Raw genomic sequence first — 22,539 nt, 5'->3', positions numbered from 1 at the left:
TCTTTTGATTTGTCGCAGTGATTTTGCGCAAAACCGGTTCCCACTTTTGCGCTCACTGCTCTGTACAGGACCCCTGTCGATGGCCTATCAGTTTGATTTCAGCAGTTTGTCCGGCTATGGCGACCTGCTGGCCAAAGGTGCCGGGCTGACGGTTTCGCTGACCGTGGTTGGCGGGCTGGCCGGTGTGGCCATCGGCATTGCCGGGGCGTGGGCACGCTCCCGCCCGGTGCCGGTTCTGGCGCCGGTGGTGGCGGCCTATGTGGAAGTCATCCGCAATACGCCGTTTCTGGTGCAGTTGTTCTTTCTGTTTTTCGGCCTGCCCGCGCTGGGGATCAAGCTGGGCGAGTTTCAGGCCGCCGCACTGGCGATGGTGGTCAATCTGGGGGCCTATTCGACCGAGATCATCCGCGCCGGGGTGCAATCCATCCCGCGCGGCCAGATCGAGGCGGCGATGAGCCTGGCGATGACGCCGTTGCAGATTTTCCGCCATGTGGTGCTGATCCCGGCGCTGAAAAAAATCTGGCCGGCGCTGTCCAGTCAGGTGGTGATCGTGATGCTGGGTTCGTCGGTCTGTTCGCAGATTGCCGCCGAAGAACTGACCTTTGCCGCCAACTTCATCCAGTCGCGCAACTTCCGCGCCTTTGAAGTCTATTTCGTGGTGACGGCGCTGTATCTGGCGTTGTCAATCCTGTTGCGCTGGCTGTTGAGCCGTCTGGGGCAGGCTTTGTTTGAAAGGCGTCGCCATGGTTGAGTTCGCATTTTCCGACATCGTGTGGAACCTGCTGCTGGCCCTGCGCTGGACCGCCCTGCTGTCGGTGGTCGCTTTTATTGGTGGCGGAGCGGTGGGCTTGCTGGTGCTGCTGGCCCGCCTGTCGTCGCGGCGGTGGCTGCGCCGTCTGACCCGGGGCTACATCGAGGTCTTTCAGGGTACGCCACTGTTGATGCAGTTGTTCCTGACCTTCTTTGGCCTGTCGCTGGTGGGGCTGGATGTCCCGGCCTGGCTGGCCGCCGGGCTGGCGCTGACCCTGTTCACCAGTGCCTTTCTGGCTGAAATCTGGCGCGGCTGCGTCGAAGCGGTGCCGCGTGGTCAGTGGGAAGCCTCCAGCAGTCTGGCGCTGACCTACCTTGAGCAAATGCGCTGGGTGATCCTGCCGCAGGCCCTGCGGCTGGCGGTGGCACCGACGATCGGCTTTTCGGTGCAGGTGGTCAAGGGAACCGCCGTCACCTCGATCATCGGTTTTGTCGAACTGACCAAGGCCGGGACGATGATCACCAACGCCACCTTCCAGCCGTTCCTCGTCTATGGGCTGGTGGCGCTGTTCTATTTCCTGCTGTGTTTCCCGCTGTCGCTGTGCGCCAAAAGCCTGGAAAGGAAGTTCCATGCCGCTCGTTGACCTTATCGGCATTCACAAGAGTTTCGGCACCAACCCGGTGCTGCGCGGCATCGACCTGTCGGTTCACGAAGGCCAGGTGGTGGCGCTGATCGGGCGCAGCGGCTCGGGGAAAAGCACCCTGCTGCGCACCATCAACGGCCTTGAGCACATCGACGACGGGGTGATCTCGGTCGATGGCGAAAAGATTGATGCCCGTGACACCGATCTGCGCGCCCTGCGGCTGAAGGTCGGGATGGTGTTCCAGCAGTTCAACCTGTTCCCGCACCTGACGGCGGCGGAAAACGTCATGCTGGCCCCGAAGGTGGTCAAAAAGGCACCGCAGGCCGAGCTGCGGGCGCTGGCCGTCGAGATGCTGGAAAAGGTCGGGCTGGGTGACCGCCTCGACCACTACCCGGACCAGCTTTCCGGTGGCCAGCAACAGCGGGTGGCGATTGCCCGTTCGCTGGCGATGCGGCCTCGGGTGCTGTTGTGCGATGAAGTCACCTCGGCCCTTGACCCGGAACTGGTCGCCGAGGTGCTGGCCGTGGTACGCAAGCTGGCGGACGACGGCATGACCCTGATCATGGTGACGCACGAAATGCGGTTCGCCCGCGAGGTTTGTGACCAGTTGGTGTTCATGCATCAGGGCCGCATCCATGAAAGCGGTCCGCCGGAGCAGGTGTTCTCGGCACCGCAAACAGAAGAACTCCGCCAGTTTCTCGGCGGGATCGGGTGAGGAAAAAGGACAGCATGAGCTATCGTTCGATGGGTGGGTTGCAGGTGGCCGAGGTGCTGGCCGCCTTTCTGGAAACGCAGGTGTTCCCGGCGGTCGAGCTGGAGGCCGCGGCCTTCTGGCGTGGACTGGAACAGGTGGCGGTCGAATTGACCCCGCTCAACCGCGCCCTGCTGGCCGAACGCGACCGTTTGCAGGCCGAACTGGATGACTGGCACCGCCAGCGGCGCGGTCAGCCGTGGGATGCGGTGGCCTATCAGGCCTTTCTGCGCCAGATTGGCTATCTGTTGCCGGACGGGCCGCAGGAGGCCATCCGCACCGCTGCCGTTGATGCTGAAATCAGTACCCTGTGCGGGCCGCAACTGGTGGTGCCGGTCAGCAATGCCCGCTATGCCCTGAATGCCGCCAATGCCCGCTGGGGCAGCCTGTATGATGCGCTCTATGGCACCGATGCCATCCCTGAACGCGATGGCGCAGAGCGCGGGCGCGGTTATAACCCGCAGCGCGGGGCGCAGGTGATTGCGTGGGGGCGGCAGTTCCTCGACCGGATTGCGCCGCTTGCCGATGCCTCGCACAGTGCGGTGGTGGCCTATGTGGTGGCCGATGGCGCATTGCAGGCGACCCTGAACGATGGCCGGGTGGTCGGGCTGGCAACCCCGGCCCTGCTGCGTGGCTGGCAGGGCGAGGCCGGGGCACCGGGCTGCCTGCTGTTCTGTCATCATGGCCTGCATGTGGAACTGCACATCGACCGCGCCGGTCTGATTGGAGCCTCCGACCCCGCCGGGGTCAATGATCTGCTGCTGGAAGCGGCGCTGACCACCATCGTTGACTTTGAAGACTCGGTGGCGGCAGTCGATGCCGAAGACAAGGTCGCCTGTTACGCCAACTGGCTGGGCTTGATGCAGGGGAACCTGACCGCCCGCTTTGACAAGGGCGGGCATACCGTCGAACGCGGCCTGAACCCCGATCGCCAGTATCAGGCGGTGGGCGGTGGTGTGCTGACCCTGCCGGGGCGGTCGCTGATGCTGGTGCGCAACGTTGGCCACCTGATGACCAGTGACGCGGTGCTGTTGCCCGATGGCAGCCCGATTTACGAGGGGATGCTGGATGGCTTTGTGTCGGCAGCCATCGCGCTGGCCGACCTGCGCGGCCCGTCGGCCGGGCGCAACAGTCGCACCGGCTCGGTGTACATCGTCAAGCCGAAGATGCACGGCCCGGCGGAGGTGGCCTTTGCCAATACCCTGTTCAGCCGCATTGAAACGGTGCTCGGTTTGCCTGCCCATACCCTGAAGATGGGGATCATGGACGAGGAACGGCGGACCACCGTCACTCTGGCCGCCTGTATTGCCGCCGCCGCTGATCGGGTGGTGTTCATCAACACCGGCTTCCTCGACCGCACCGGCGACGAAATGCACACCTCGATGGAAGCCGGGCCGATGCTGCCGAAGGCCGAGATCAAGGGCACCCGCTGGATTGCCGCCTACGAAGACCAGAACGTTGATCTCGGGCTGCGCTGTGGTCTGGCCGGACGGGCGCAGATCGGGAAAGGGATGTGGGCGATGCCTGACCGGATGGCCGACATGCTGGCGGCCAAGGTCGGCCATCCGCAGGCCGGGGCCTCCACCGCCTGGGTGCCGTCACCGACCGCCGCCGTGCTGCACGCCACCCATTACCATCAGGTCGATGTGCCCGCCCGGCAGGCGGCGCTGAGCGAGCGGCCCTGTGCGTCGCTGGACGATATCCTGACCCCGCCGCTGGCCGACTCTCCGGCCTGGACGCCCGAGCAGATCGAGCGCGAGCTGGAAAACAATCTGCAAGGCATCCTTGGCTATGTGGTGCGCTGGATTGATCAGGGTATCGGCTGTTCCAAGGTGCCGGACATCAACGGCATCGGCATGATGGAAGACCGTGCCACCCTGCGCATTTCCAGCCAGCATGTCGCCAACTGGCTGTATCATGGGGTCTGTTCGGCGGAACAGGTGGAGCAGGTGTTGCAGCGGATGGCCGGAGTGGTTGACCAGCAGAACAGCGACGACCCGGCCTATCGCCCGATGCTGCCCACCTTTGCCGACAACGCGGCGGTGGCGACCGCCCGCGCCCTGATTTTCGAGGGCCGCGCCCAGCCGAATGGCTACACTGAGCCGTTGATGCACGCCTGGCGGCGGCGGGTGAAGGCGGCGGCTGGCTGAGCTTACACCAGAATGTTGAGATAGGTCCCGCGCGGCGCATCAAGGTCAAAGGCCCGGCCTTCCCAGCGAACGTAATTGCGTTCGTTGGGATCGCGCGGGCCGACGCCGGTTTTTTCCCGCACTGGTTCCACCGCCTGCGAGGTTGGGCGGTTGGTCTGGCCACTGACACCGGAAACCGATGTGGGGCTGGTGCGTGACGAGCCAACGCCTGAAATCGAAGACCCGGCCATGGGGTTCTGTCTTCCTTCTGAACGAGCGCAAACCCCTTGCAGGTGATCTCACCTGTAACCGGGGCCTTGCGGCAACAGTCTGCTGTCTGTCGCCTTATGGTAAGGGTCCGAGGGGCGGAGGGCAACCCTGCTGGGAAGGATCACCCCCGGGCAAGGGCTTTCTTCAGCTCACGCATCGCCACGCCACGGTAATACCACACCAGCTTCAGGTTCTCGCGGAAATCCCGCCAGTGGGTCAGGCTGCGCCAGACGAACACTTTCAGCTTTTGCCGCTGGAACTGGCGATAGCGCACGGCGATGTCCTGCGGGCTGAACTCGTCGGTGGTGATCTGGTTGGCGGCATAGGGCAGCGACGGGTCGCGCAACTGCTCGCGCACGGTGATGTCGTGCAGTTCGGTGCCGGGCAGGGCGGTGGCGAGGTTCATCCCCGGCCAGACGCCAAAGCGGCGATAGCGGCTGATGGCGAACTCAAAGGTGGTCTCGATCTCTTTCAGCGTCTCGCCCGGCAGGCCGACGACGTAAAAGGCCATCAGGCGCAGGCCGACGGTGTTGGCGTAGTCCATCAGGTTGTCAACCTGCGACAGGTCCAGCCGTTTGCGCACCACATGGTCCAGCACCCGCTGGACGGCGGACTCGATGGCGACGGCCAGATACTGACAACCGGACTCCCTGGCCCGGCGGACCCGCTCCAGCGTCCAGGTGTCGCCGCGCACGCCGTTGGGGGTGTCCCACGGCAGGCGGGGCGACTGTTCCAGCAGCATGTCGAGCAATTCGTCAAAGCGCGCCGGGTCGTGGGTCAGGTTGTCGTCTTCAAAGTGCAGGTAATCGACGCGATAGGTGGTGCGCAGCAGGTCGAGATGACGGCGCACATAGTCCGGCGAATGGGCGCGCCAGCGATAGCCCATGGTGGCGTGGATCGAGCAGAAGGTGCAGCGGTGCGGACAGCCCCGGCTGGTGATCACCGTCACCGCCCGCTTGCCCCATTCGCGAGTACGCGGAGAAAAGCCTGCGGCCTGCAAGGCGAAATAGCGATCCACGTCCACCATGTCATAGGCGGGCAACGGCAGGTCATCGACCGACTTGATGAAGTCCACTTTGACTTTGGCGTGCTGGCGCAGCAGGCGGGTGTCTTCCGGGCGGCCCAGCACACCGGGGATTTCCGGCACTTCCCCCTGTTCGATGCTTTGCAGCAGGGCGTACAGACGTTCTTCACCTTCGCCGACCACCACGTAATCAAAGGCCGGATGGGCCAGTGTCTGTTCCGGGAACACCGACACATGCGGCCCGCCGACCACGGTGATCGCCTGCGGACAGACCTCGCGGACGATTTCGGCCAGTCGTTCCGAGCGACTGAACTGGGCGGAAAACATGTTGGAAATGCCGACCACATCCGGCTGGGCGGCGCGAATGCGCTCGGCCATCGTCTGTTCGTCATCGCCGAACACGGTGATCGGGCCATCGGGGGTGTGCTGCTCGTGGATGGTCGCACTCAGGCGGGCGTCGTAAATGTCGATCTCGCCCGGCCAGTTCTGCTCCCGCAGATAGGCGGCCATCGACAAAATACCGAGCGGCAGGCTGATTTGCGCCCGCGCATTGACGCCCGCGAACTGGATCTGCTGATGGGGGATGCAGAGCAGGAGTTTCATGAATGGCCCGCGTTTTCAGAACACTTTATACGAGTGCAGAAGACCACAGGCCGGACTGTTGTGCAAACACAAACCCCGCCTCTGTCGGTGGACAGCGGCGGGGTGTGCAGGCGATTGACAGGTACGGGCTTAATGCGCCAGCAGCACCGGCAGATGGGCGTTGTCCAGCACATGGCGGGTGACGCCGCCGATGATCAACTGGCGCAGGCGGGAATGGGTGTAGGCCCCCATCACCAGCAGCGACGCCTGGACATCATCACAGGTGCGCAGCAGGGCCGGCCCGACATCGCCCGCACCGCTGACAGTCAGGGTGCGCAGCTCGGCATCAATACCATGCCAGGCGAGGTAGCTTTGCAGTTCGCTGGCCGAAACCTGCAGGTTTTCTGCCGATCCGGCGACAGCGATCACCACCCGCGACGACTTCAGCAGCAACGGGATGGCACCGGCAACGGCGCGCACCGCCTCGATGCTGCCGTTCCAGGCGATGACGGCGGCGGACAGGACGTTGGAGACCTGTTGGCGCGGGGCAACGATCACCGGACGGCCGGTTTCCATCAGCACCGCGTTCAGGGTTGCCTGCAGGGCCGGTTCGTCGTCGCCATCCTGCGGGCGGCCAATCACCACCACGTCGGCCATCCGGCCATAGGAGACAGCGGCTTCGTCTTCCTGCCCGATCAATTCGATATAGGCGGCAGACATTTCGCTCGGGCCCGGCGGTTCGTCGGTCTGCGGAATGTCATAGCGGGCGATCAACTGGTCAAAGATGCCGCGCACGCGCACCGCTCGGGCGGTGCCTTCCTTTTCACAGGTGGCCATCATCTGGTCGATCATCGCGCCGGACATCGCTTCGCCCATCAGCGGCAGGGCGCTGGACGGGTCGGGACGAACGTGCAGAACGCGCACATGACAGGCCAGGTCGCGGCCAATGATGCAGGCGGTTTCCAGGGTCGGCAGACCGCCTTCGACATCGGGGACGACCGCCAGGAGGGTTTTGACGCCGGTCATTGCTGGAGTTCCCTAACTGTTTGTCTTTGTTGAAGTATGAACCCCTTTTAGTCGTGGGGAAACCCCCTTTGTCGTCTGGGGGGCTCCCTCTTTTTTGCAGACTTACTGCACCGGGCGGGCCCCGAGATCAAGCTCGCACAACTGGTCCGGCGGGAGTGAGGCGGCGCTTTTTTCCATCTTTTGCAGCTGGTTGGCCAGCACCCCGACATCGTGGATCTGCAACGGGCTGGCGAGGCTGCCGAGGTCGATCACATAGCGTTGGCCGAGAATGATGCTGTCCCCGGCCAGCGACAGCGCCGCCACCGGGTCAACATTTGATCCGCTGCGGGAAATGTAGGTGGTGGTGCGCTCGCCCGCCTGAATGATGTCGCTGTCCGACAGGCCGTTAAAGGCGGCGCGTGACAAACCGGCGGGGTTGAAGGTGACGGCGGGCAGGCGGTTTTTCAGCCCGGCATACATCGCCAGACCGCCGCCGAGCGAATGGCCGGACAGGATCAGCGGTGCGCCGTTCAGCTCGCGGGCCGCCTGTGCTGCCAGCGACGCCGCCCAGATGTATTTCGGCGGGATCGAGCCGGTGAACTGGGCGATGTTGGCCATGATGTCATTGGCTGAGGTGATCTGGGTGCCGCGAAAGATCAGCACCGCCGCATGGCCGTTCAGCGGCGGATACAGCTCGGCATAACCATCCGAGGCCGGATCACGGTAGACGGTGATGCGCAGGCCGGGCTGAATCTCGGCGCTGTCGATGGTCACCCCCTTTTGCCACATCTGGCCATCAAAGGAATGAAAGTACAGATCGCGGTTGAGGTCGGCCAGACGGGCGGCATCGGGCAGGGCCAGTTGCAGGGCTTCGGCGCGCATGTCGCAGGTGCCATAGCCGCGTTCGTTGGCCAGTGCCGCCCGCGAACCGGACTCGATGCGCTGGTACTGGCTGGCGGCAAAGCGGGCCAGTTCCTGCAGGCCCGAGGTGGTGGCGTCACCGCCCCACTGGATTTGCTGGGCTGTTGCGGTGGATGTAACGGCCACAAGCCCGGCCAGCAGGCAGGGAATGGCAACGCGGCGCACCACAGAAAAAACCATTGCTGTACTCGCAGAAAAACGAAAGGGAGACGCGACCGCCGGAGTGTAGCGGTATCGTCCCCCTTTCGCCAAGCATCCCCACGCCAGCCGCGCCGTTGATGCGGGGATGCGGGTCAGGCGATGTTACTCGATGTCGAACTTCACACCCTGTGCCAGCGGCAGGCTGCGGCCATAGTTGATGGTGTTGGTCGCGCGGCGCATGTAGGCCTTCCACGAGTCCGAGCCGGACTCACGGCCACCGCCGGTTTCCTTTTCACCGCCAAAGGCGCCGCCGATTTCGGCACCCGACGGGCCGATGTTGACGTTGGCAATGCCGCAATCCGAGCCTCGGGCCGACAGGAACAGTTCGGCTTCGCGCAGGTCGTTGGTGAAGATCGACGACGACAGGCCCTGCGGCACGGCGTTGTGCAGCTCCAGCACCTGTTCAAAGTCGCTGTACTTCATCACGTACAGGATCGGGGCAAAGGTTTCGTGTTCGACCGGGCCGGTCTGGGCGGGCATTTCCACCAGCGCCGGACGGACGTAATAGCCGTTGGGGGCCTCGGCCACTTCGGTCCGGTCGCCACCGTGGATCACCCCACCGGCGGCCTTGGCAGCGGCCAGCGACGACTGCATGGCGTCAAAGGCGGCCTGATCAATCAGCGGACCGATCAGGGTGGACGGCTGCAGCGGGCTGCCGATGCTGACCGAGCCATAGGCCTTGATCAGGCGCGGCACCAGCGTGTCATAGACGCTGTCATGGACGAACAGGCGGCGCAGGGTGGTGCAACGCTGACCGGCGGTGCCCATGGCGGCAAAGGCCACGCCCCGCAGGGTCAGGTCAAGGTCGGCGGTCGGGCAGATGATGGCAGCGTTGTTGCCACCCAGTTCGAGGATCGAACGGCCAAAACGCTGCGCCACACGCGGCCCGACGGCGCGGCCCATGACGGTCGAGCCGGTGGCCGACACCAGCGGGACCAGCGGGTTGTCAACCAGTGCTTCGCCCAGTGCACGCCCACCGATCAGCACCGCCGACAGGTTGGCCGGAGCCTTGCCACCGGCCGCGATGAAGCGGTCCAGCGAGCGCTGGAACAGGGCTTCGGTGGCCAGCGCGGTCAGCGGGGTCTTTTCCGACGGCTTCCAGACGATGCTGTTGCCGCACACCAGCGCCAGCGCGGCGTTCCACGCCCACACCGCCACCGGGAAGTTGAAGGCGGAAATGATGCCGGTCACCCCCAGCGGGTGCCAGGTTTCCATCATCCGGTGCTCGCCGCGTTCGGTGGCGATGGTCAGGCCGTACAGCTGGCGGGACAGACCGACGGCGAAATCGCAGATGTCGATCATTTCCTGCACTTCGCCGAGGCCTTCGGACAGGATCTTCCCGGCTTCGATCGACACCAGACGACCCAGATCGGCCTTGGCCGCCCGCAGGTCTTCGCCAAACAGGCGGATCAGTTCGCCGCGCTGCGGTGCCGGAACCGAGCGCCAGGCGCGGAAGGCGGTGTGGGCGTCAGCGATCAGGGAGGTGGCCTGTTCCGCAGTGTGTTCCGGCAGCAGGGCGAGGGTTTCACCGGTGATCGGGCTGCGCGCCGCCAGCGTCCCGCCGCTCAGGCGTTCGGGAGCAACGCCCAGAGAGGACAGCAGCGACGAGGCTTCGGCAGCAAGGCTGAGGGGAGTGGCAGCGGTCATGGGAGGGGAGTTCCTGTATTCTGTCGAAAGACGGATGCGAGAGGCTTTTGAGGGGACGCGGGATCGCCTTCAAAGTGCCGGGTTTTTTCTTGTCTCACAAACGACAGTTGCTCAACAGATCATTCTTTGGCGGAATGACTTGCCGACCTCCCATAACCAAAGTGTGGGGGTTCAGGAGAAATCCCCCTGATATCCCGCCTGCCGCATCGCCGCTTGCAGGGCAGAGATTACCTGTTGGCGGTGGGCCTGTTGCTGGCGGTGGCGGGCTTCGCCGCTGGCCACGTCGCCGCCACAGAACGGGCAGGCGACTTCATCGGGGTGGATGTAATGTGAACAATGGCGGCACAGCGACAACTGCTGTGGTGTCTGGCCGGGACCATCGGCGGCGCTGTGAGGACCGGGCAGGTGCAGCGACAGGTCTTCGTCGCTGGTGATCACCGAGTGGATCACCGTGCCATCGTCGATCCGTTCCAGCAGCAGGTCGAACTGCCCGATGGCAAAGGACTCCGGCGGGGCGTCCTTGACCTTGACGATCCGCTCGCGCAGGCCCTGCTGTTGCAGGGTCAGCACCCGGTGGTGGCAATAGGGGTTGTTACCCGGCTTGCCAAACAGCGAATGGGCGGTCCAGGTGCAGCCCGCCCGGCAGGTGTCGTTGTAATAGCAGGTGCGGCAGAAGCCCCACAGGTCTGCGACCGAGCGCAGGCGGCCAAAATGGATTTCCGGGCTGGTCTGCCACAGCTCGGGCAGGGAGTGATCACGCACCGAGCCGCCGGAGAACCCCTGCGTTGCCAGCGACGGACAGCCCTTGACCGTGCCGTCGGCTTCCAGCGCCATCACCGTGCGGCCCGCCCCGCAGCCCGCCCAGTGAATCCGCTCATCGCCAAAGCCGCGCCACAGAGCTTCGTAGGGACCGAAGTAGCCAATATTATTCCCTACCGTCATCAACAGCCCTTGGTCCAGACCTTTACGGTACAGGTCGGCCAGCACCGGCATCACCTCGGCCAGTTGCCACGGTTGCAGCAGAAGCTCGGGGTTATCGACCGCGTTGCCCATCGCCACCGTCAACTGGATCTGCCAGTGGCTGGCCCCCAGCGCCAGAACGTGCTCCATCAGGGCAGGCAGGTCGGCCAGCGTTTCTGCCCCGATCTGGGTGTTGACGCTGATTTTCAGCCCGGCCTCTTTTGCCCGCACCAGGGCCGCGCTGCCCAGTTCAAACGAGCCGGGGACATTGCGCAGGCGGTCGTGCAACGGAGCCAGTCCGTCCAGCGACACCCCGATGCCGCGCAGCCCGGCATCAATGGCCGCTTGCAGGCGCTCGCGGGTCAGGGTGCGGCCACCGCTCTGGATCGAACAGATCATGCCGTGGTCGGTGATCGCCCGGATCAGGGTGGTCCAGTCCTTGCGCATATAGGCTTCGCCGCCGATCAGGGTGACTTCGCGGGTGCCCATGCCCGCCAACGTGCGGATTACCTCCAGACATTCGTCGGTGCTGAGTTCATCCTGTCGCCGGTGTCCGGCCCGCGAGCCGCAGTGCAGGCATTTCTGGTCGCAGGCAAGGGTGATCTCCCACACCACATGCACAGGCACATAAGAGCGAAAGTCCGTCTCGCGCAGATAGCGTGCCGGAACGGTGGAGGGCTGATCCTGCATCGGGAAACCTCGTGGTGGGGCGCAGAGGGGAAAAAGATGGCAAGGGCAGGCAGGCCGCCCTTGCCATGTCACAGGCTTTTACTTCGCTTCCAGCCGGGCAATTTCGGCCTTCAGGGCGGGCAGGGCCGCTTCGACGGCCTCGAACGCCTTCAGCTGCTCTTCGGCGGCGCTGATGGTGGCGCTGAGGCGGGCAGTGTCACCGCTGACCTGGGCATCCTGCAGGGCGACGGCATACAGCGCGTGGATCGGCTGATACTTGACCGCAGCCTGTTCGACCGGGGCACTGCTCTGGAAGACCTTGCAGTCGACATAGCTGGCGCTGTCATAGCGGAAGCTGGCGGTGCCGCTGGTCCAGCCGTCAAGGACTGCGACCAGATAGAACGTCGGCGCCAGCGTGCTGTCCGGGCCAGCCGGGCTGCCGACCAGATGCAGGGTGTTCACCTGCTTGCCGCCAACGGTGACCGTGCCATAGCTGCCCCACACCGGGATGGTCTCGGTGGGACTGCCCCAGATGCCGGGCTGGCTGATGATGGCAACACCGGAAAGGTGTTTGGAAACCACGTTGACCGTCAGGTGCAGGTTGACGACATAGGCTCCGAGTTCCTGCGGAGCGACGGTCAAATCGAGAAGAAACAAGCCGACCATGCTGTGTAGTCCTTTTGTCAATGTCTGGGCGAAAAGGGTGCCGGAGCACCATGATGGTTGGCTGTCTGCTCAGCCCTGCGGACCGAGCGCGGCCTTGGCAGCCTGCAGGGCGGTGCTCAGGTCGTTTTTCTTTGCCAGCTGGGTTTCGGCTTCGCTGGCCAGAACCTTCATGGCCGCCAGATCGCCGCTGCTCTGGGCCTGCTGCATGGCGCCACCGTACAGGACCACCGGGCCGGTGCGCAGGGCCGGCGGGATGACCGGACCGGGTTCCAGCGGCAGGGTCAGGTGGACCGGGGCGTTGTCAACGGAATGCCACACCCCGTCGATCTCGTACTGGTACGAGGCGCTGATCGGCGTCCAGTCCAGCGCGAACAGAATCCGCACGGTCAGCGGCATGCCAGCGACGCTGTGCAGGGTCATCAGCAGATGGCTGGCCGAAACGGGAATGATTGTCAGCTGGGTATAGCTGCCCGCCACCGCCACGGTTTCATTCAGCGGCGGCGAAATGGCCTGGGTCAGATGGGCCATCCCGGTAACGGTGCTGGTCGGTGTGGCAACAGCCAGAGTCAGGGCCAGGGTTTGCGCCCCATCGGCACCGGTGCCGATGGTCAGGGCCAGAGGGAACAGCCCAACGGAAGAAACAGTCATGATGCCTCCAGAAGCGGAAAGACGAGGGTGAACCGCGTGCCTGTCATCCCCGGCAATCGACAAGACAAGGGTGCTTGCATCTTTGGTCCGGAAAGATGCAATGGGCCGCATGTCACGCAGACGGCGTTGAATGGAAGGATTTCAGGGGAGCTGATGTTGTGTTTCAGCTCATCTGTCGCGGGTGTTGCAGGGCATTGTTTTGTTCCTGCCCCTTATGCACGCCATGAGTTTATTTTTTGTATGGTCGTTATTTCAAGTTCTGTTTTTGTGGCTTTGTTTTATTTCATCAGCATGTCGTGTTCCGCCATAGCCAGCCCTGTTCGTCCGGGCATATCCAGACAAACGTTATCGAGGACGACAGGGCATCTCCAGCGGCCCCTCACGCAGGATCAGGACGAGAGAGGATATATAAAAAGGATATATCTCTGATAATATCCCTTATAGGTAGTGTTATCGGGTTTCGTGCAGCCTGTCATCCGTGCGCCTGAAGATGTGGCTCAAAGGTCATGAACACGGCCATCAGGACATGAAAAAGCGGCCATCCCGAGTCGCCCGGGATGGCCGCTGATGTTTGTCCTGTCTGGGGGGTATTATCCCTACCGGCTGGCCACCCACGCACCAACCCCGACCAGCAACGCCCCCGAGGCCCGATTCAGCCGTCGCATGGCCTGCGGCGACTGCAACACCCGCCGCGCCCGGCTGGCCAGAAAGGCATAGGCGGCGCAGACCAGCGTCAGCACCACCGCCACCACCGCCCCGGCCAGCACCAGCCCGGTGGGGGTGATGGTGTCGAGGTCAAGCAGGGTCGGCAGGATCGCCATGTAAAACAGGATCGCTTTCGGGTTGCTGAGGGTGACCGCCAGCCCGCTGGCCAGCGTCCCGAGGGCGCTGGGCCGTTGCAGGGCGCTGACCTCGTCATCGGACAGGCCAACTGCCGGGGCACGCCAGGCCTTCACCCCCATCCATGCCAGATACAGGCCACCGCCGATTTTCAGCACGATAAAGAAGTCGCCCATCATCTCGGCCACCATCCCCAGCCCGGAGGCAGCCAGCGTCAGCCATAGCAAGTCACCGGCCACCAGACCGACGGTCAGCAGCATGGCGCTGCCAAAGCCGGTTGACAGGGCGCGGCTGACCACGGCGAAGATGCCCGGCCCCGGCGAGGCTCCGAACAGGGCCATGGCAACCGCCAGTGATAGCAGGGTGGTGAAGGTCATGGTGTAAAACTCCGCAATTCCGGGCCAGAGCCCCAGGTGCGGGCTTTGGCCGTTTTTTAGAGCATTGTGCGAAAAGTGGGCACCGGTTTTCGCAAAAACAATGCGACAGAACAAAAGATTAGAGCAGCGTGCCTGCGTCAGGTCATAGGACACGACACAAAACAAAAAGATCATGGAGCGCTGCTCCAAACCTCGCCGGGGCCTTTAGGCCCCGGACCCCATTCCTTTGATCATAAAAGAAAAAATGGGGGCTTGGGGCCTCAGGCCCCAAACGGGCTCGGGCGGTAGCCCGCTCTTGTTTCCTTACTGTCGTGTACTCTGGCGTCCGGTTTAACGCACGCTGCTCTGGTCTGTCAGGTCATCAGTTCGGGACGGTCGCGGAACAACTCCAGCGCCTCGGGGTTGGCGAGGGCTTCGATGTTCTTGACCGGACGATTATGCACCACTTCGCGCACCGCCAGTTCAACAATCTTGCCCGACTTGGTGCGGGGGATGTCGCCGACCGCGATGATTTTGGCCGGGACGTGGCGCGGGGTGGTGTTGTCCCGAATGGTCTTTTTGATCGCATCGCACAGGGCGGCATCGAGTGTGATACCATCTTTCAGGCGGACGAACAGCACCACCCGGGTATCGGCATCCCAGTCCTGCCCGACCACCAGCGCCTCGACCACCTGCTCCAGCTTTTCCACCTGTCGATAGATTTCCGCTGTCCCGATGCGGACCCCGCCGGGGTTGAGGGTGGCATCCGAGCGGCCATAGACCACCACGCCCTGATGCTCGGTGATTTCCACCAGATCGCCGTGGGTCCAGATGTTGGGGAACCGGGCGAAGTAGGCCTCGAAGAACTTCTTGTCGCCGTCATCCTTCCAGAATCCGATCGGCATTGACGGAAAGGCTTTGGTGCATACCAGCTCGCCCTTGTCGCCGCGCACCGGCTGGCCTTGATCGTCAAAGGCGTCAACCGCCATCCCGAGGCCGCGCTTCTGGATTTCGCCGCGATAGACCGGGCTGATCGGGCTGCCCAGCATGAAGCAGGAAATAATGTCGGTGCCGCCGGAAATCGAGGCCAGTTGCATGTCGGCCTTGATCGCCTGATAGACGTAATCAAAGCTTTCCGGCACCAGCGGCGAGCCGGTGGAGGCCATCGCCCGCACGCTGGTCAGCAGGTGGGTTTTCTTCGGCTCGAGTCCGGCCTTTTTGATCGCGTCGATCCACTTGGCCGAGGTGCCAAGGAAGGTGATGCGTTCTTCGTCGGCATAGTCAAACAGCACCGACCCCGACGGATAGAACGGCGAGCCGTCGTACAGCATCAGGGTTTCCCCGGCGGCGAGGCCCGCCACCAGCCAGTTCCACATCATCCAGCCGCAGGTGGTGAAGAAAAACACCCGGTCGCCTGGCTGGCAATCGCTGTGCAGGACATGTTCCTTGACCTGCTGGATCAGGGTGCCGCCGTGGCCGTGGACGATGCACTTCGGCACCCCGGTGGTGCCAGAGGAAAACATGATGAACAGCGGGTGATCAAACGGCAGATCGGCATAGTGAATGTCGCCTGCGCTATGGGCGGCGGTGAAGGCCGCGTGGCTGACGCCGTGGGCAATGCCGTTCAGGGCGTCGGGCTGGTCGGCCACCCCGATGTAGGGCACCACCACCACCTGCTCCAGCGTTGGCATCTGGGCGGCAATCTCGCGCACCTTGTCGCGGATATCGTGGGTCTTGCCGTTATAGTAATAGCCATCAACCGTCACCATCAGGCGCGGTTCGATCTGGCCAAAGCGGTCGAGCACCCCCTGCACGCCAAAATCCGGCGAGGCCGACGACCAGATCGCCCCCAGCGCGGTGGTGGCCAGCATGTAGATGATGGTCTCCGGCATGTTCGGCATATAGCCGCACACCCGGTCGCCTGCGCCAATGCCCAGCGCCTGCAACCCTTGCTGCACGCGCGAGACTTCGGCGCTCAGTTCACCAAAGCTGACCCGGCGGCGCACCTTGTCTTCGCCCCAGAACACCAGCGCTTCGCTGTCGTCGGGGCGGGGCGCCAGCAGGTTGCGGGCATAGTTCACCCGCCCGTCGGGGAACCAGCGGGCGCCGGGGAGCCTGTCGGCATCGTGCAGGTCACGGGCCCCCAGATCGCCGGTCAGGCCACAGAATTCCCACAGCAGCCGCCAGAACGCCGCACTGTCGCTCACCGACCACGACCACAGGTCGTCAAAGTCCGCAAGCTGCAGGCCATGGCGATGATTGGCCGCCTGAATGAAGGCGTGGAGATTGGTCCGGCTGATCTGCGCCTGCGACGGTTGCCAAAGAAGAGCTGTCACGAAAGGGGCCTCCCTGATGAGGATGGTGCGTCGGTCTGTGCCGACCTCTGCCCAGTGTGCCCGAGACGCGGGTTGTTTCAAACAGAAACAGGGGGGGGGGAGCCCCCTTCTTGGGGAGGTGTGCTTTAATTTTTTCGCCAGAAGGCTTGCCGCTTGGGGGGAGGCAGGTCCTCTAGTGCGTGTTTATAAGTGTGAAATATGCATAAGTACATGCTATTGTGTGTCTTGTTTGGTATTTTTCTCTTCATGAGAGTGATTTTGCGTGTATCTTAATTACTGTAGAGGGTTTTCTGAGGCCATGTATGCGCCTTGAGGTCGTTTTGGAAATTTGGCTATGGAATACCTTCAAGAGTGTTTTTTTATGTTGCAAATGTATATTAATAATTGTATTTTGTTGCATTCAATTTTCCCATTCACTCGAGAGATAACTAAGAATTATCGAAGATGGATATTTTGCTACTTACCCTTACTGATGACCCTTTCGACCCACCAGGTGCAGGGCGATTCGGAGGCTCACATGCCTTCTTTTTCGACCTATCTCGGCAATTCGTGCGGCGCGGTCATGACCTGACCATTGTCACTCGGTTGAATAGCTCGTGTAAGCCGCGGATACAGGAGCTAGGCCCCCTTTGCCGTCTATATCGGCTGGAAGTGGGCAGCCCGACGGAAATGGACCACCATTCAATGGGAAATTTGCGGGACGAACTTGCCGATGCGCTTACCGGTCTGCTTTCAGGGAAGACCTTCGATATCGTTCAAACCAGCAACTGGCTGTCTGGTGCTGTTGGCATCGGACTGGTCCCCGTTATTGCGCGACGCCATGTCCACCACTTGCTTTCACTGGGGCGGACCCGCATCGAGCTGGGAGAGGAAGCCTCTTGTTTCGATGACGTCAGGGATGTTTGGGAGCGGCGTGTTTTCAACGAGGCCGACACCCTCATATGCGTGAGCAGTAACGAGAAAGATGCGTTAGAGAGGCTGTATCCTGATGTCAGACCACAATCAGTTTCAATCATCCCCTACGGAATCGACTCCCAGATATTCAGCCGTCGTCCGGAAAGTGCCGACGATTTCATACGTCGGACGACTGGCAGATTCCCGTAAGGGCTTGAATGTTTTCATTGATGCGATGGAGCTTTTGCTATCGGTGGATCTTCCGCCATTCCGCGTGCGCATTGTCGGCGGAACGGCAGAAGAGGCGGCCAATCTTGAGATCACCTTGCTGCGTTCTACGGAAAATATACGTTATGCCATCGAAGCCGGCCGATTTGAGATATGGAGCCGGATCGATGGTTATTCCCTGCCCGAAATCTACAGCCGCAGTACCGTCGTCTGCCTTCCCTCCTTGCGCGAACAGTTTGGAATGGTCGCCGTTGAGGCGATGATGTGCGGAACACCCGTGGTCGCCACTAGGACGGGAGGGCTTCAGGACATCATTGCCCATGACGTGAACGGTTACTTGGTGGATCGGCTGAATGCGCCAGGACTTGCTGCCGCCCTAGCACAGTTTGTCAGAAACGACCGTTTGGGCCGCTGGATGGGAAACAACGCCGCGCTGTGGAGTCGGGATCGTTTTTCTCTCGATGCGGTGGCGGAACGCTATCTCGGGCTTTACGGGGAACTTCTGGCGCCGTCGAACAGCGATCCCTCGCTTCCCGGGGCAACCTTATCCATCAATGATAACCTGATAGAGGCTCGCCGGCCTTTAGTGGAGAGATTGTTGGGAGGGCGGATCGAGAGTTGGAAAGATGTCTCGTCCAGTCCGACGCCCAGTTTCCTCATCTCATCGCAGAAAGGCGAATTCTTCCTCAAGATTCATCAAGAGCGCCCTCCCTCCCTGACCTGTCTGGTGCCCAGCCCGCTTGAGATGGATGCCCCCCCCATCGCTCCGGAGCGGGTGAAGATGGCTTGCCTTCTGACGGCAGTGCCGGTTGCTCCACGTGTTGTCGCCGCGGATGAGGAAGCAGGTTTGCTGGTCCAGGAAAAACTGCTGGAAGATCATGAATCAGACCCGGCTGTAGCCGAGGAACTCATGATGGCCGCTTCCCGGCAGTTCCAGACTCTGTTCGTGGTGAAGGATGATCAGGCAACGGCTTACCTGTCCGCCCTGGACAACATGTCGGTAGCCAGCGATATGCAGGAGGCCGTGCAGCAGTTCGACCGGGCAGCCGCACAGTTAAGTGCTCAATGCTTAAAAGGGGTGCGGCTGCGCTTGCGCAAATGCCATCCGCAGGTGGAATTATTCCGCCTTGAGGAAACATTGAAGCGGGATGCGTGGTCGTTTCCGCCCGAGTTCGCCCTGCGCGCGAAGGGGCTTGTGCGCTTTCTTGCCCATTGCCGGGCATTGTCGCGTGTCTTGCCACGTCTCCAGCACGGCAGCATGAAACGCGAACATCTGATGCGTCGTCTTGATGGCAGTCCGGCTGTTTGCGATCTTGATCATGCCGGTTTCTATGCAGGGCCGCACGATCTTGCGCATTGGTTCCACGACCAGCATGCCCACCAGTCATCCCCATCCCCCTATGCCATGCTTTGCCGCTTGGCCGAATTGGCGAAAAGCGATGAGGACCTGTTCCTGGGGGCTCTGTGGATGGCGATTTTTCCCTTGTTCAACGCTCAATGGCGGTTTGCCCGCGGGGATTGGCGTATCCGGTCATGGGATATGCAACTGCTCGCCAGCTACCAAGAGGCTTTCTGCAAAGTCGTCATTCGGTGATTAGGAAACGGTGACGCCCATAGATCGGGACACGATACTTCAGATTGACGGGGGATAAGACGGTGGCCTGACCATCTTCCAGGTTTTGCGCCAGCAGAAGCAACTCGTCACGGCATGCGGGATTCATCAGCGCCAATGCAGCCCCATAAGTGTCGGGGTTTGCTTGAGTGCGGGACGCAAGATTGATCAATGCCAGAAGCTCGCGCCCCTGACGGGCAAGCCTGTCCGCTTCCCAATTGGTCGCATCCAGGCAGGTCAGTGTCTGGATGTCATGCGCGACCGCCTTGGCGTCATCACCCAGTATCTCCCAGGTGGTGGCAAGATTGGCATATACCCGCCAGAGACGGCGACCGACATTATGCCGCAAAGCAATGGTTTCCGCTTCGCCCAAGCATTGCAGTGCCGCTTCGGCATTGCCCTCCATCAGCCAGGCGACCGAAAGGTTGAGATCACACCGCAGCGCGGTGTTTTCCATCTCGTGTCGGCGGGCGATCAGAAGACTTTCCTCTGCCTGCCGGCGGCCTTCGGCTAAACGCCCGTCAAACAGGTTGATAAAGGATAGGCTGGCAAGGGCATGAGCTTGGCGCGACAGCAGGCCGTGGACCCTGGCAGAGCGGAACTGCCGTTCCCAGTGATAGCGTACGACGGTCCAGTCTGATCGCAGATAAATGGCTCCCAGGTTCGAGCGGACCTTGTTCAGCAGCGACCAGGCGGCTTTCGGCCGATGACTGATTGCCTGGCCAAGGGCGTTCAAGGAATCCTCCGTGCGCCCGTTCTGTCGAAGGCAGATCGCCAATCGGATCAGATTTTCAGCACGCTCAATATTTCGCATCAGCCCCTGTTCGTTGAAAATCCGCTCGGCCTCTTCATGGTGAGCCAAGGCCTTGGCGACGTCATTTTGCTCGAACAGCATTCGCCCCTGCATGGCCATGAGAGCGGCAATGCTTCCATGGTCTTGCAGCCGTTCGGCGACCATTCTCGCTTCGCTGAGGATGGCATCGCTCAATCGTCCACTTCCCGACGAGACGCTTCCCAGGCTTTGAAGATTATCCAGCAAGATTGCCAGCGCCTCACGGTCGCGTACCTGCCAATTGTCGAAGTCGCGGCGAGCCGGAGTTGCGACCTGAATCGCGAGATCAATCCAGCTGTCATCCCCCTCATTCTGGCCCGCCCATGCCGGATCGAGTGTCAGTAGTGCAATGTAGTTGGCGCGCAATGCATCCGCAGGACGCCCCCGTTCGCTGCCAGCCTTGGCAGCCGTTCTGGCGAAGGTGAAGGCCTTTTCCGCCTGACCTGCCTGATAAGCAAGCGACGACAGCAGCAAAGCGCCAGCGTCAGCTTCCAACTCGGTCAGCAATCCACTGGCCAGTCGTTGATGCTTGGGCGGAGCCAATCCGCTCAGCAGGGCTGCGCGGACCAGATCATGGTCGAATTCGATCAGCTCAGCGCAGCCAGGCACCGGAAGGACGATGCTCCAACGAGCGCATTCATCCAAAGCGTCCAGTGCGTCTTCGCTGTCCGGCATGAGAGCGACGGCGGCGGTCTGCCGGAATGGAAACTGACGACCATAACAAGCGCCTGCCTCAACCATCCTTTGCAGCCATGAGGGTTGGTTCTTAAAGAACACCTGTAGTCTTTTCTGCGTGGTGGTTTTCAACCCGTCATGACCAAGCAGCGCGTTTAACTTGTCCGGTCGCAAAAGAACCGGAATCTGCCCGGTTCCGACATATCCCAAAAGCCCCAACAGCTTCAGATAAAGAACCGTTTCTCGAAGATTGAACGGCGATGTCCCCACTTGCTGGAGAATGCTTTCAGTCTGCGCCTCCGACAGAGTGGGCACCGTGCTGCGCAGAAGCTGCCGGGCTTCATCGTCTTGAAGGGGGGACAAATGCAGCAGCGCATCCTCGGCTAGAGCCGAGATTTTTTGAAGCCGCTTTAGCCAGTCGCGAGCAAGATCGTGGGTGCTGCTGTCAGAGAATGGACGCGATGTCAGTAAAAGGAAGATGCTGCCCATTCCGGTTGAGCGGAGTTGGCGTAGCGTGTCCGCCAGCAGGGACAAAACAGAGGGAGGAGCCTTGTGAAGGTCTTCGAAAATGAAAACCAAGCCCCGTGCAGCTCCGGCCTCGGCGAGAAGTGCCGCCAATAATTGAGCTCGAATAGCCGGATTATAATTATCGGCACATAACCTGCCGGAATCACACAGATCATCGGCAACGAGCCGGCGTAGCTGCGGCGACAGATCCAAGCATTCCAGCCAGCGGAGCAGGGCTGGTTTCAGCCCAGGCTCGAAAGAGTTGCGTGCAAACGGAAACAACGCGGTGAAGCTAGCCGTTATCAGTGCCGTATCCGACTCGATGGCTTCCCCATCAAGCATCAACGTCCTGATACACCATGACTGGATATCCCGCCTCAGGCATCCGATCAGAAACGATTTTCCTAAACCGCCGGGGGAAAGCAATACGCGAAGGGCGCTTCCACCAGTGTTGCGCCAAGTATTCAATGCGGATTTGAGCTGTTTGTAGGCGGTCTTCTGACCACCGACCATCATCGGCTGAAGGCCGATTTCAGAGACCTGGAAGGAATTGATGGTCGACAGCCGTAACGGGCCAGGGAAACCTTCCTGGTCGATGTTGAAATCACAGCCGTTCCAGTGTCCGGCCCGGCCCGGCCAAATGGAGAAAACCCAGCGCCGACGTGTGCCCGGAGACAGGAGAATTGGCTGTGACTGCGTGTCATTTATACCGAATATCGAGGCCGCGTCCTCATCGATCAGCCTCATGGATAATTTGGCGTAGAACGGCGCCACGTCTTCACCGATGGCGACATCAATAATGGCAAAAACTGGCCGATCAGGCCGTACCATGCATTTGGCACTGCTCGGAAGCGCATCGGTTGGAGAAAGCGAGAAGGTCACCTTGCCGATGATCTGATCATCGACGGTCCTATCTAGAACTTGTGGATTTCCAAGCTCGCTGTTTAATAGCTGAATAAGACGGTTGCCATTAATCAAGCTGAATTGAATGTTAAGTGGGGTGCAAAACTCACCAATCCATAAAGGTAAATTCTCAGAAAAATCACGGTTAGTGACAAAAATTATCTTTGTTACGTTGTTGGCGAAGGCATCTATAAGGTGGGATCCAATATCACCTTTACCAACATTTTCGGTCGCTCTTTTCTTCACCTCGAGAAATACTCTTACGCTTACAGAAAGGTCTTCACCAAGTCCGATCGCCAGTACATGATGGGACTCTGCATCCCGGCCGCCATCATGGCTAAGCGACGTTTGCTCGGTCGAAATCTGGTATTGGCCGTATAATTGACGGACCGTATCAACGACCAGCGTCTCAAAACAGTCCCACCGCATATCCAGTAGGTCCTGAGGACTGTAAATGCGACCTTCCATCTTCGATAATTCTTAGTTATC

General features: G+C 61.4%; 17 protein-coding genes. 6 read left to right on the top strand and 11 right to left on the bottom strand.

Going from position 1 to position 22,539, the window contains the following annotated elements; translation table 11 throughout:
* Positions 1-79 precede the first annotated feature (79 nt).
* From BW995_RS11115 to BW995_RS11100, 4 genes are read left to right on the top strand one after another with little or no spacing between them, the layout of a single operon-like run.
* Positions 80-751: an amino acid ABC transporter permease gene (locus tag BW995_RS11115; RefSeq protein WP_076400489.1), complete on the top strand. Its 672-nt coding sequence runs from the start codon at positions 80-82 to the stop codon at positions 749-751.
* Entirely contained in the window at positions 744-1,394 is a 651-nt protein-coding gene (locus tag BW995_RS11110; RefSeq protein WP_076400488.1) for an amino acid ABC transporter permease, read from the top strand. The genes BW995_RS11115 and BW995_RS11110 overlap by 8 nt, the downstream gene beginning before the upstream one ends.
* Positions 1,381-2,109 carry an amino acid ABC transporter ATP-binding protein gene (locus BW995_RS11105; RefSeq protein WP_076400487.1) on the top strand — a complete coding sequence of 243 codons (729 nt, stop codon included), beginning with the start codon at positions 1,381-1,383 and terminating at the stop codon, positions 2,107-2,109. Before BW995_RS11110 ends, BW995_RS11105 begins: the two co-directional genes overlap by 14 nt.
* A gap of 14 nt (positions 2,110-2,123) precedes the next feature.
* Positions 2,124-4,295, top strand: coding sequence for a malate synthase G (locus BW995_RS11100; protein ID WP_076400486.1), 2,172 nt, complete (start codon positions 2,124-2,126; stop codon positions 4,293-4,295).
* Positions 4,296-4,297: 2 nt separating this feature from the next.
* On the opposite strand, the gene BW995_RS11095 is transcribed toward BW995_RS11100, so the two are convergent.
* The 10 genes from BW995_RS11095 to BW995_RS11050 form a co-directional block, all read right to left on the bottom strand.
* The gene (locus BW995_RS11095) at positions 4,298-4,525 is read right to left on the bottom strand and encodes a hypothetical protein (protein WP_076400485.1); all 228 of its coding nucleotides are present in this window, start codon (positions 4,523-4,525) and stop codon (positions 4,298-4,300) included.
* 140 nt (positions 4,526-4,665) lie between these two features.
* Positions 4,666-6,171: a B12-binding domain-containing radical SAM protein gene (locus BW995_RS11090; protein WP_076400484.1), complete on the bottom strand. Its 1,506-nt coding sequence runs from the start codon at positions 6,169-6,171 to the stop codon at positions 4,666-4,668.
* Positions 6,172-6,300: 129 nt separating this feature from the next.
* Complete coding sequence (locus tag BW995_RS11085; protein ID WP_076400483.1) at positions 6,301-7,176, bottom strand: universal stress protein; 876 nt, start codon at positions 7,174-7,176, stop codon at positions 6,301-6,303.
* Positions 7,177-7,278: 102 nt separating this feature from the next.
* The gene (locus BW995_RS11080) at positions 7,279-8,256 is read right to left on the bottom strand and encodes an alpha/beta hydrolase family protein (protein WP_076400482.1); all 978 of its coding nucleotides are present in this window, start codon (positions 8,254-8,256) and stop codon (positions 7,279-7,281) included.
* A gap of 123 nt (positions 8,257-8,379) precedes the next feature.
* Positions 8,380-9,924 (bottom strand): L-piperidine-6-carboxylate dehydrogenase, encoded by a 1,545-nt coding sequence (gene amaB, locus BW995_RS11075; RefSeq protein WP_076400481.1) that lies wholly within the window; start codon positions 9,922-9,924, stop codon positions 8,380-8,382.
* Between the two features lie 171 nt (positions 9,925-10,095).
* Positions 10,096-11,574 carry a GDL motif peptide-associated radical SAM/SPASM maturase gene (locus tag BW995_RS11070; protein WP_076400480.1) on the bottom strand — a complete coding sequence of 493 codons (1,479 nt, stop codon included), beginning with the start codon at positions 11,572-11,574 and terminating at the stop codon, positions 10,096-10,098.
* 78 nt (positions 11,575-11,652) lie between these two features.
* Entirely contained in the window at positions 11,653-12,219 is a 567-nt protein-coding gene (locus tag BW995_RS11065; RefSeq protein ID WP_076400479.1) for a DUF1842 domain-containing protein, read from the bottom strand.
* A gap of 69 nt (positions 12,220-12,288) precedes the next feature.
* Positions 12,289-12,867: a DUF1842 domain-containing protein gene (locus BW995_RS11060; RefSeq protein ID WP_076400478.1), complete on the bottom strand. Its 579-nt coding sequence runs from the start codon at positions 12,865-12,867 to the stop codon at positions 12,289-12,291.
* A gap of 596 nt (positions 12,868-13,463) precedes the next feature.
* A complete protein-coding gene (locus BW995_RS11055) occupies positions 13,464-14,084 on the bottom strand; it encodes a LysE family translocator (RefSeq protein ID WP_076400900.1) in 621 nt (206 codons plus the stop codon).
* Positions 14,085-14,437: 353 nt separating this feature from the next.
* Positions 14,438-16,399, bottom strand: a complete 1,962-nt coding sequence (locus tag BW995_RS11050) for an acetoacetate--CoA ligase (protein WP_084194774.1) — start codon at positions 16,397-16,399, stop codon at positions 14,438-14,440.
* 444 nt (positions 16,400-16,843) lie between these two features.
* Here BW995_RS11050 and BW995_RS11045 point away from each other — a divergent pair, with 444 nt between their 5' ends.
* Complete coding sequence (locus BW995_RS11045; RefSeq protein ID WP_076400477.1) at positions 16,844-17,503, top strand: glycosyltransferase; 660 nt, start codon at positions 16,844-16,846, stop codon at positions 17,501-17,503.
* 4 nt (positions 17,504-17,507) lie between these two features.
* Positions 17,508-19,115: a glycosyltransferase family 4 protein gene (locus BW995_RS11040; RefSeq protein WP_245821415.1), complete on the top strand. Its 1,608-nt coding sequence runs from the start codon at positions 17,508-17,510 to the stop codon at positions 19,113-19,115.
* Here BW995_RS11040 and BW995_RS11035 read toward each other — a convergent pair.
* Positions 19,105-22,518 (bottom strand): restriction endonuclease, encoded by a 3,414-nt coding sequence (locus tag BW995_RS11035; protein WP_076400475.1) that lies wholly within the window; start codon positions 22,516-22,518, stop codon positions 19,105-19,107. The genes BW995_RS11040 and BW995_RS11035 overlap by 11 nt on opposite strands.
* Positions 22,519-22,539: the final 21 nt, after the last annotated feature.

Source organism: Insolitispirillum peregrinum, from assembly GCF_900156605.1.
Taxonomy (GTDB): domain Bacteria; phylum Pseudomonadota; class Alphaproteobacteria; order Rhodospirillales; family Rhodospirillaceae; genus Insolitispirillum; species Insolitispirillum peregrinum.
This window is presented reverse-complemented; position numbering and strand designations above follow the sequence as displayed.

Excerpts from the sequence above, each read along its gene's own strand:
- BW995_RS11115 (WP_076400489.1), top strand. The coding sequence starts at position 80 with ATGGCCTATCAGTTTGATTTCAGCAGTTTGTCCGGCTATGGCGACCTG.
- BW995_RS11110 (WP_076400488.1), top strand. The coding sequence starts at position 744 with ATGGTTGAGTTCGCATTTTCCGACATCGTGTGGAACCTGCTGCTGGCC.
- BW995_RS11105 (WP_076400487.1), top strand. The coding sequence starts at position 1,381 with ATGCCGCTCGTTGACCTTATCGGCATTCACAAGAGTTTCGGCACCAAC.
- BW995_RS11100 (WP_076400486.1), top strand. The coding sequence starts at position 2,124 with ATGAGCTATCGTTCGATGGGTGGGTTGCAGGTGGCCGAGGTGCTGGCC.
- BW995_RS11095 (WP_076400485.1), bottom strand. The coding sequence starts at position 4,525 with ATGGCCGGGTCTTCGATTTCAGGCGTTGGCTCGTCACGCACCAGCCCC.
- BW995_RS11090 (WP_076400484.1), bottom strand. The coding sequence starts at position 6,171 with ATGAAACTCCTGCTCTGCATCCCCCATCAGCAGATCCAGTTCGCGGGC.
- BW995_RS11085 (WP_076400483.1), bottom strand. The coding sequence starts at position 7,176 with ATGACCGGCGTCAAAACCCTCCTGGCGGTCGTCCCCGATGTCGAAGGC.
- BW995_RS11080 (WP_076400482.1), bottom strand. The coding sequence starts at position 8,256 with ATGGTTTTTTCTGTGGTGCGCCGCGTTGCCATTCCCTGCCTGCTGGCC.
- amaB (WP_076400481.1), bottom strand. The coding sequence starts at position 9,924 with ATGACCGCTGCCACTCCCCTCAGCCTTGCTGCCGAAGCCTCGTCGCTG.
- BW995_RS11070 (WP_076400480.1), bottom strand. The coding sequence starts at position 11,574 with ATGCAGGATCAGCCCTCCACCGTTCCGGCACGCTATCTGCGCGAGACG.
- BW995_RS11065 (WP_076400479.1), bottom strand. The coding sequence starts at position 12,219 with ATGGTCGGCTTGTTTCTTCTCGATTTGACCGTCGCTCCGCAGGAACTC.
- BW995_RS11060 (WP_076400478.1), bottom strand. The coding sequence starts at position 12,867 with ATGACTGTTTCTTCCGTTGGGCTGTTCCCTCTGGCCCTGACCATCGGC.
- BW995_RS11055 (WP_076400900.1), bottom strand. The coding sequence starts at position 14,084 with ATGACCTTCACCACCCTGCTATCACTGGCGGTTGCCATGGCCCTGTTC.
- BW995_RS11045 (WP_076400477.1), top strand. The coding sequence starts at position 16,844 with ATGGATATTTTGCTACTTACCCTTACTGATGACCCTTTCGACCCACCA.
- BW995_RS11035 (WP_076400475.1), bottom strand. The coding sequence starts at position 22,518 with ATGGAAGGTCGCATTTACAGTCCTCAGGACCTACTGGATATGCGGTGG.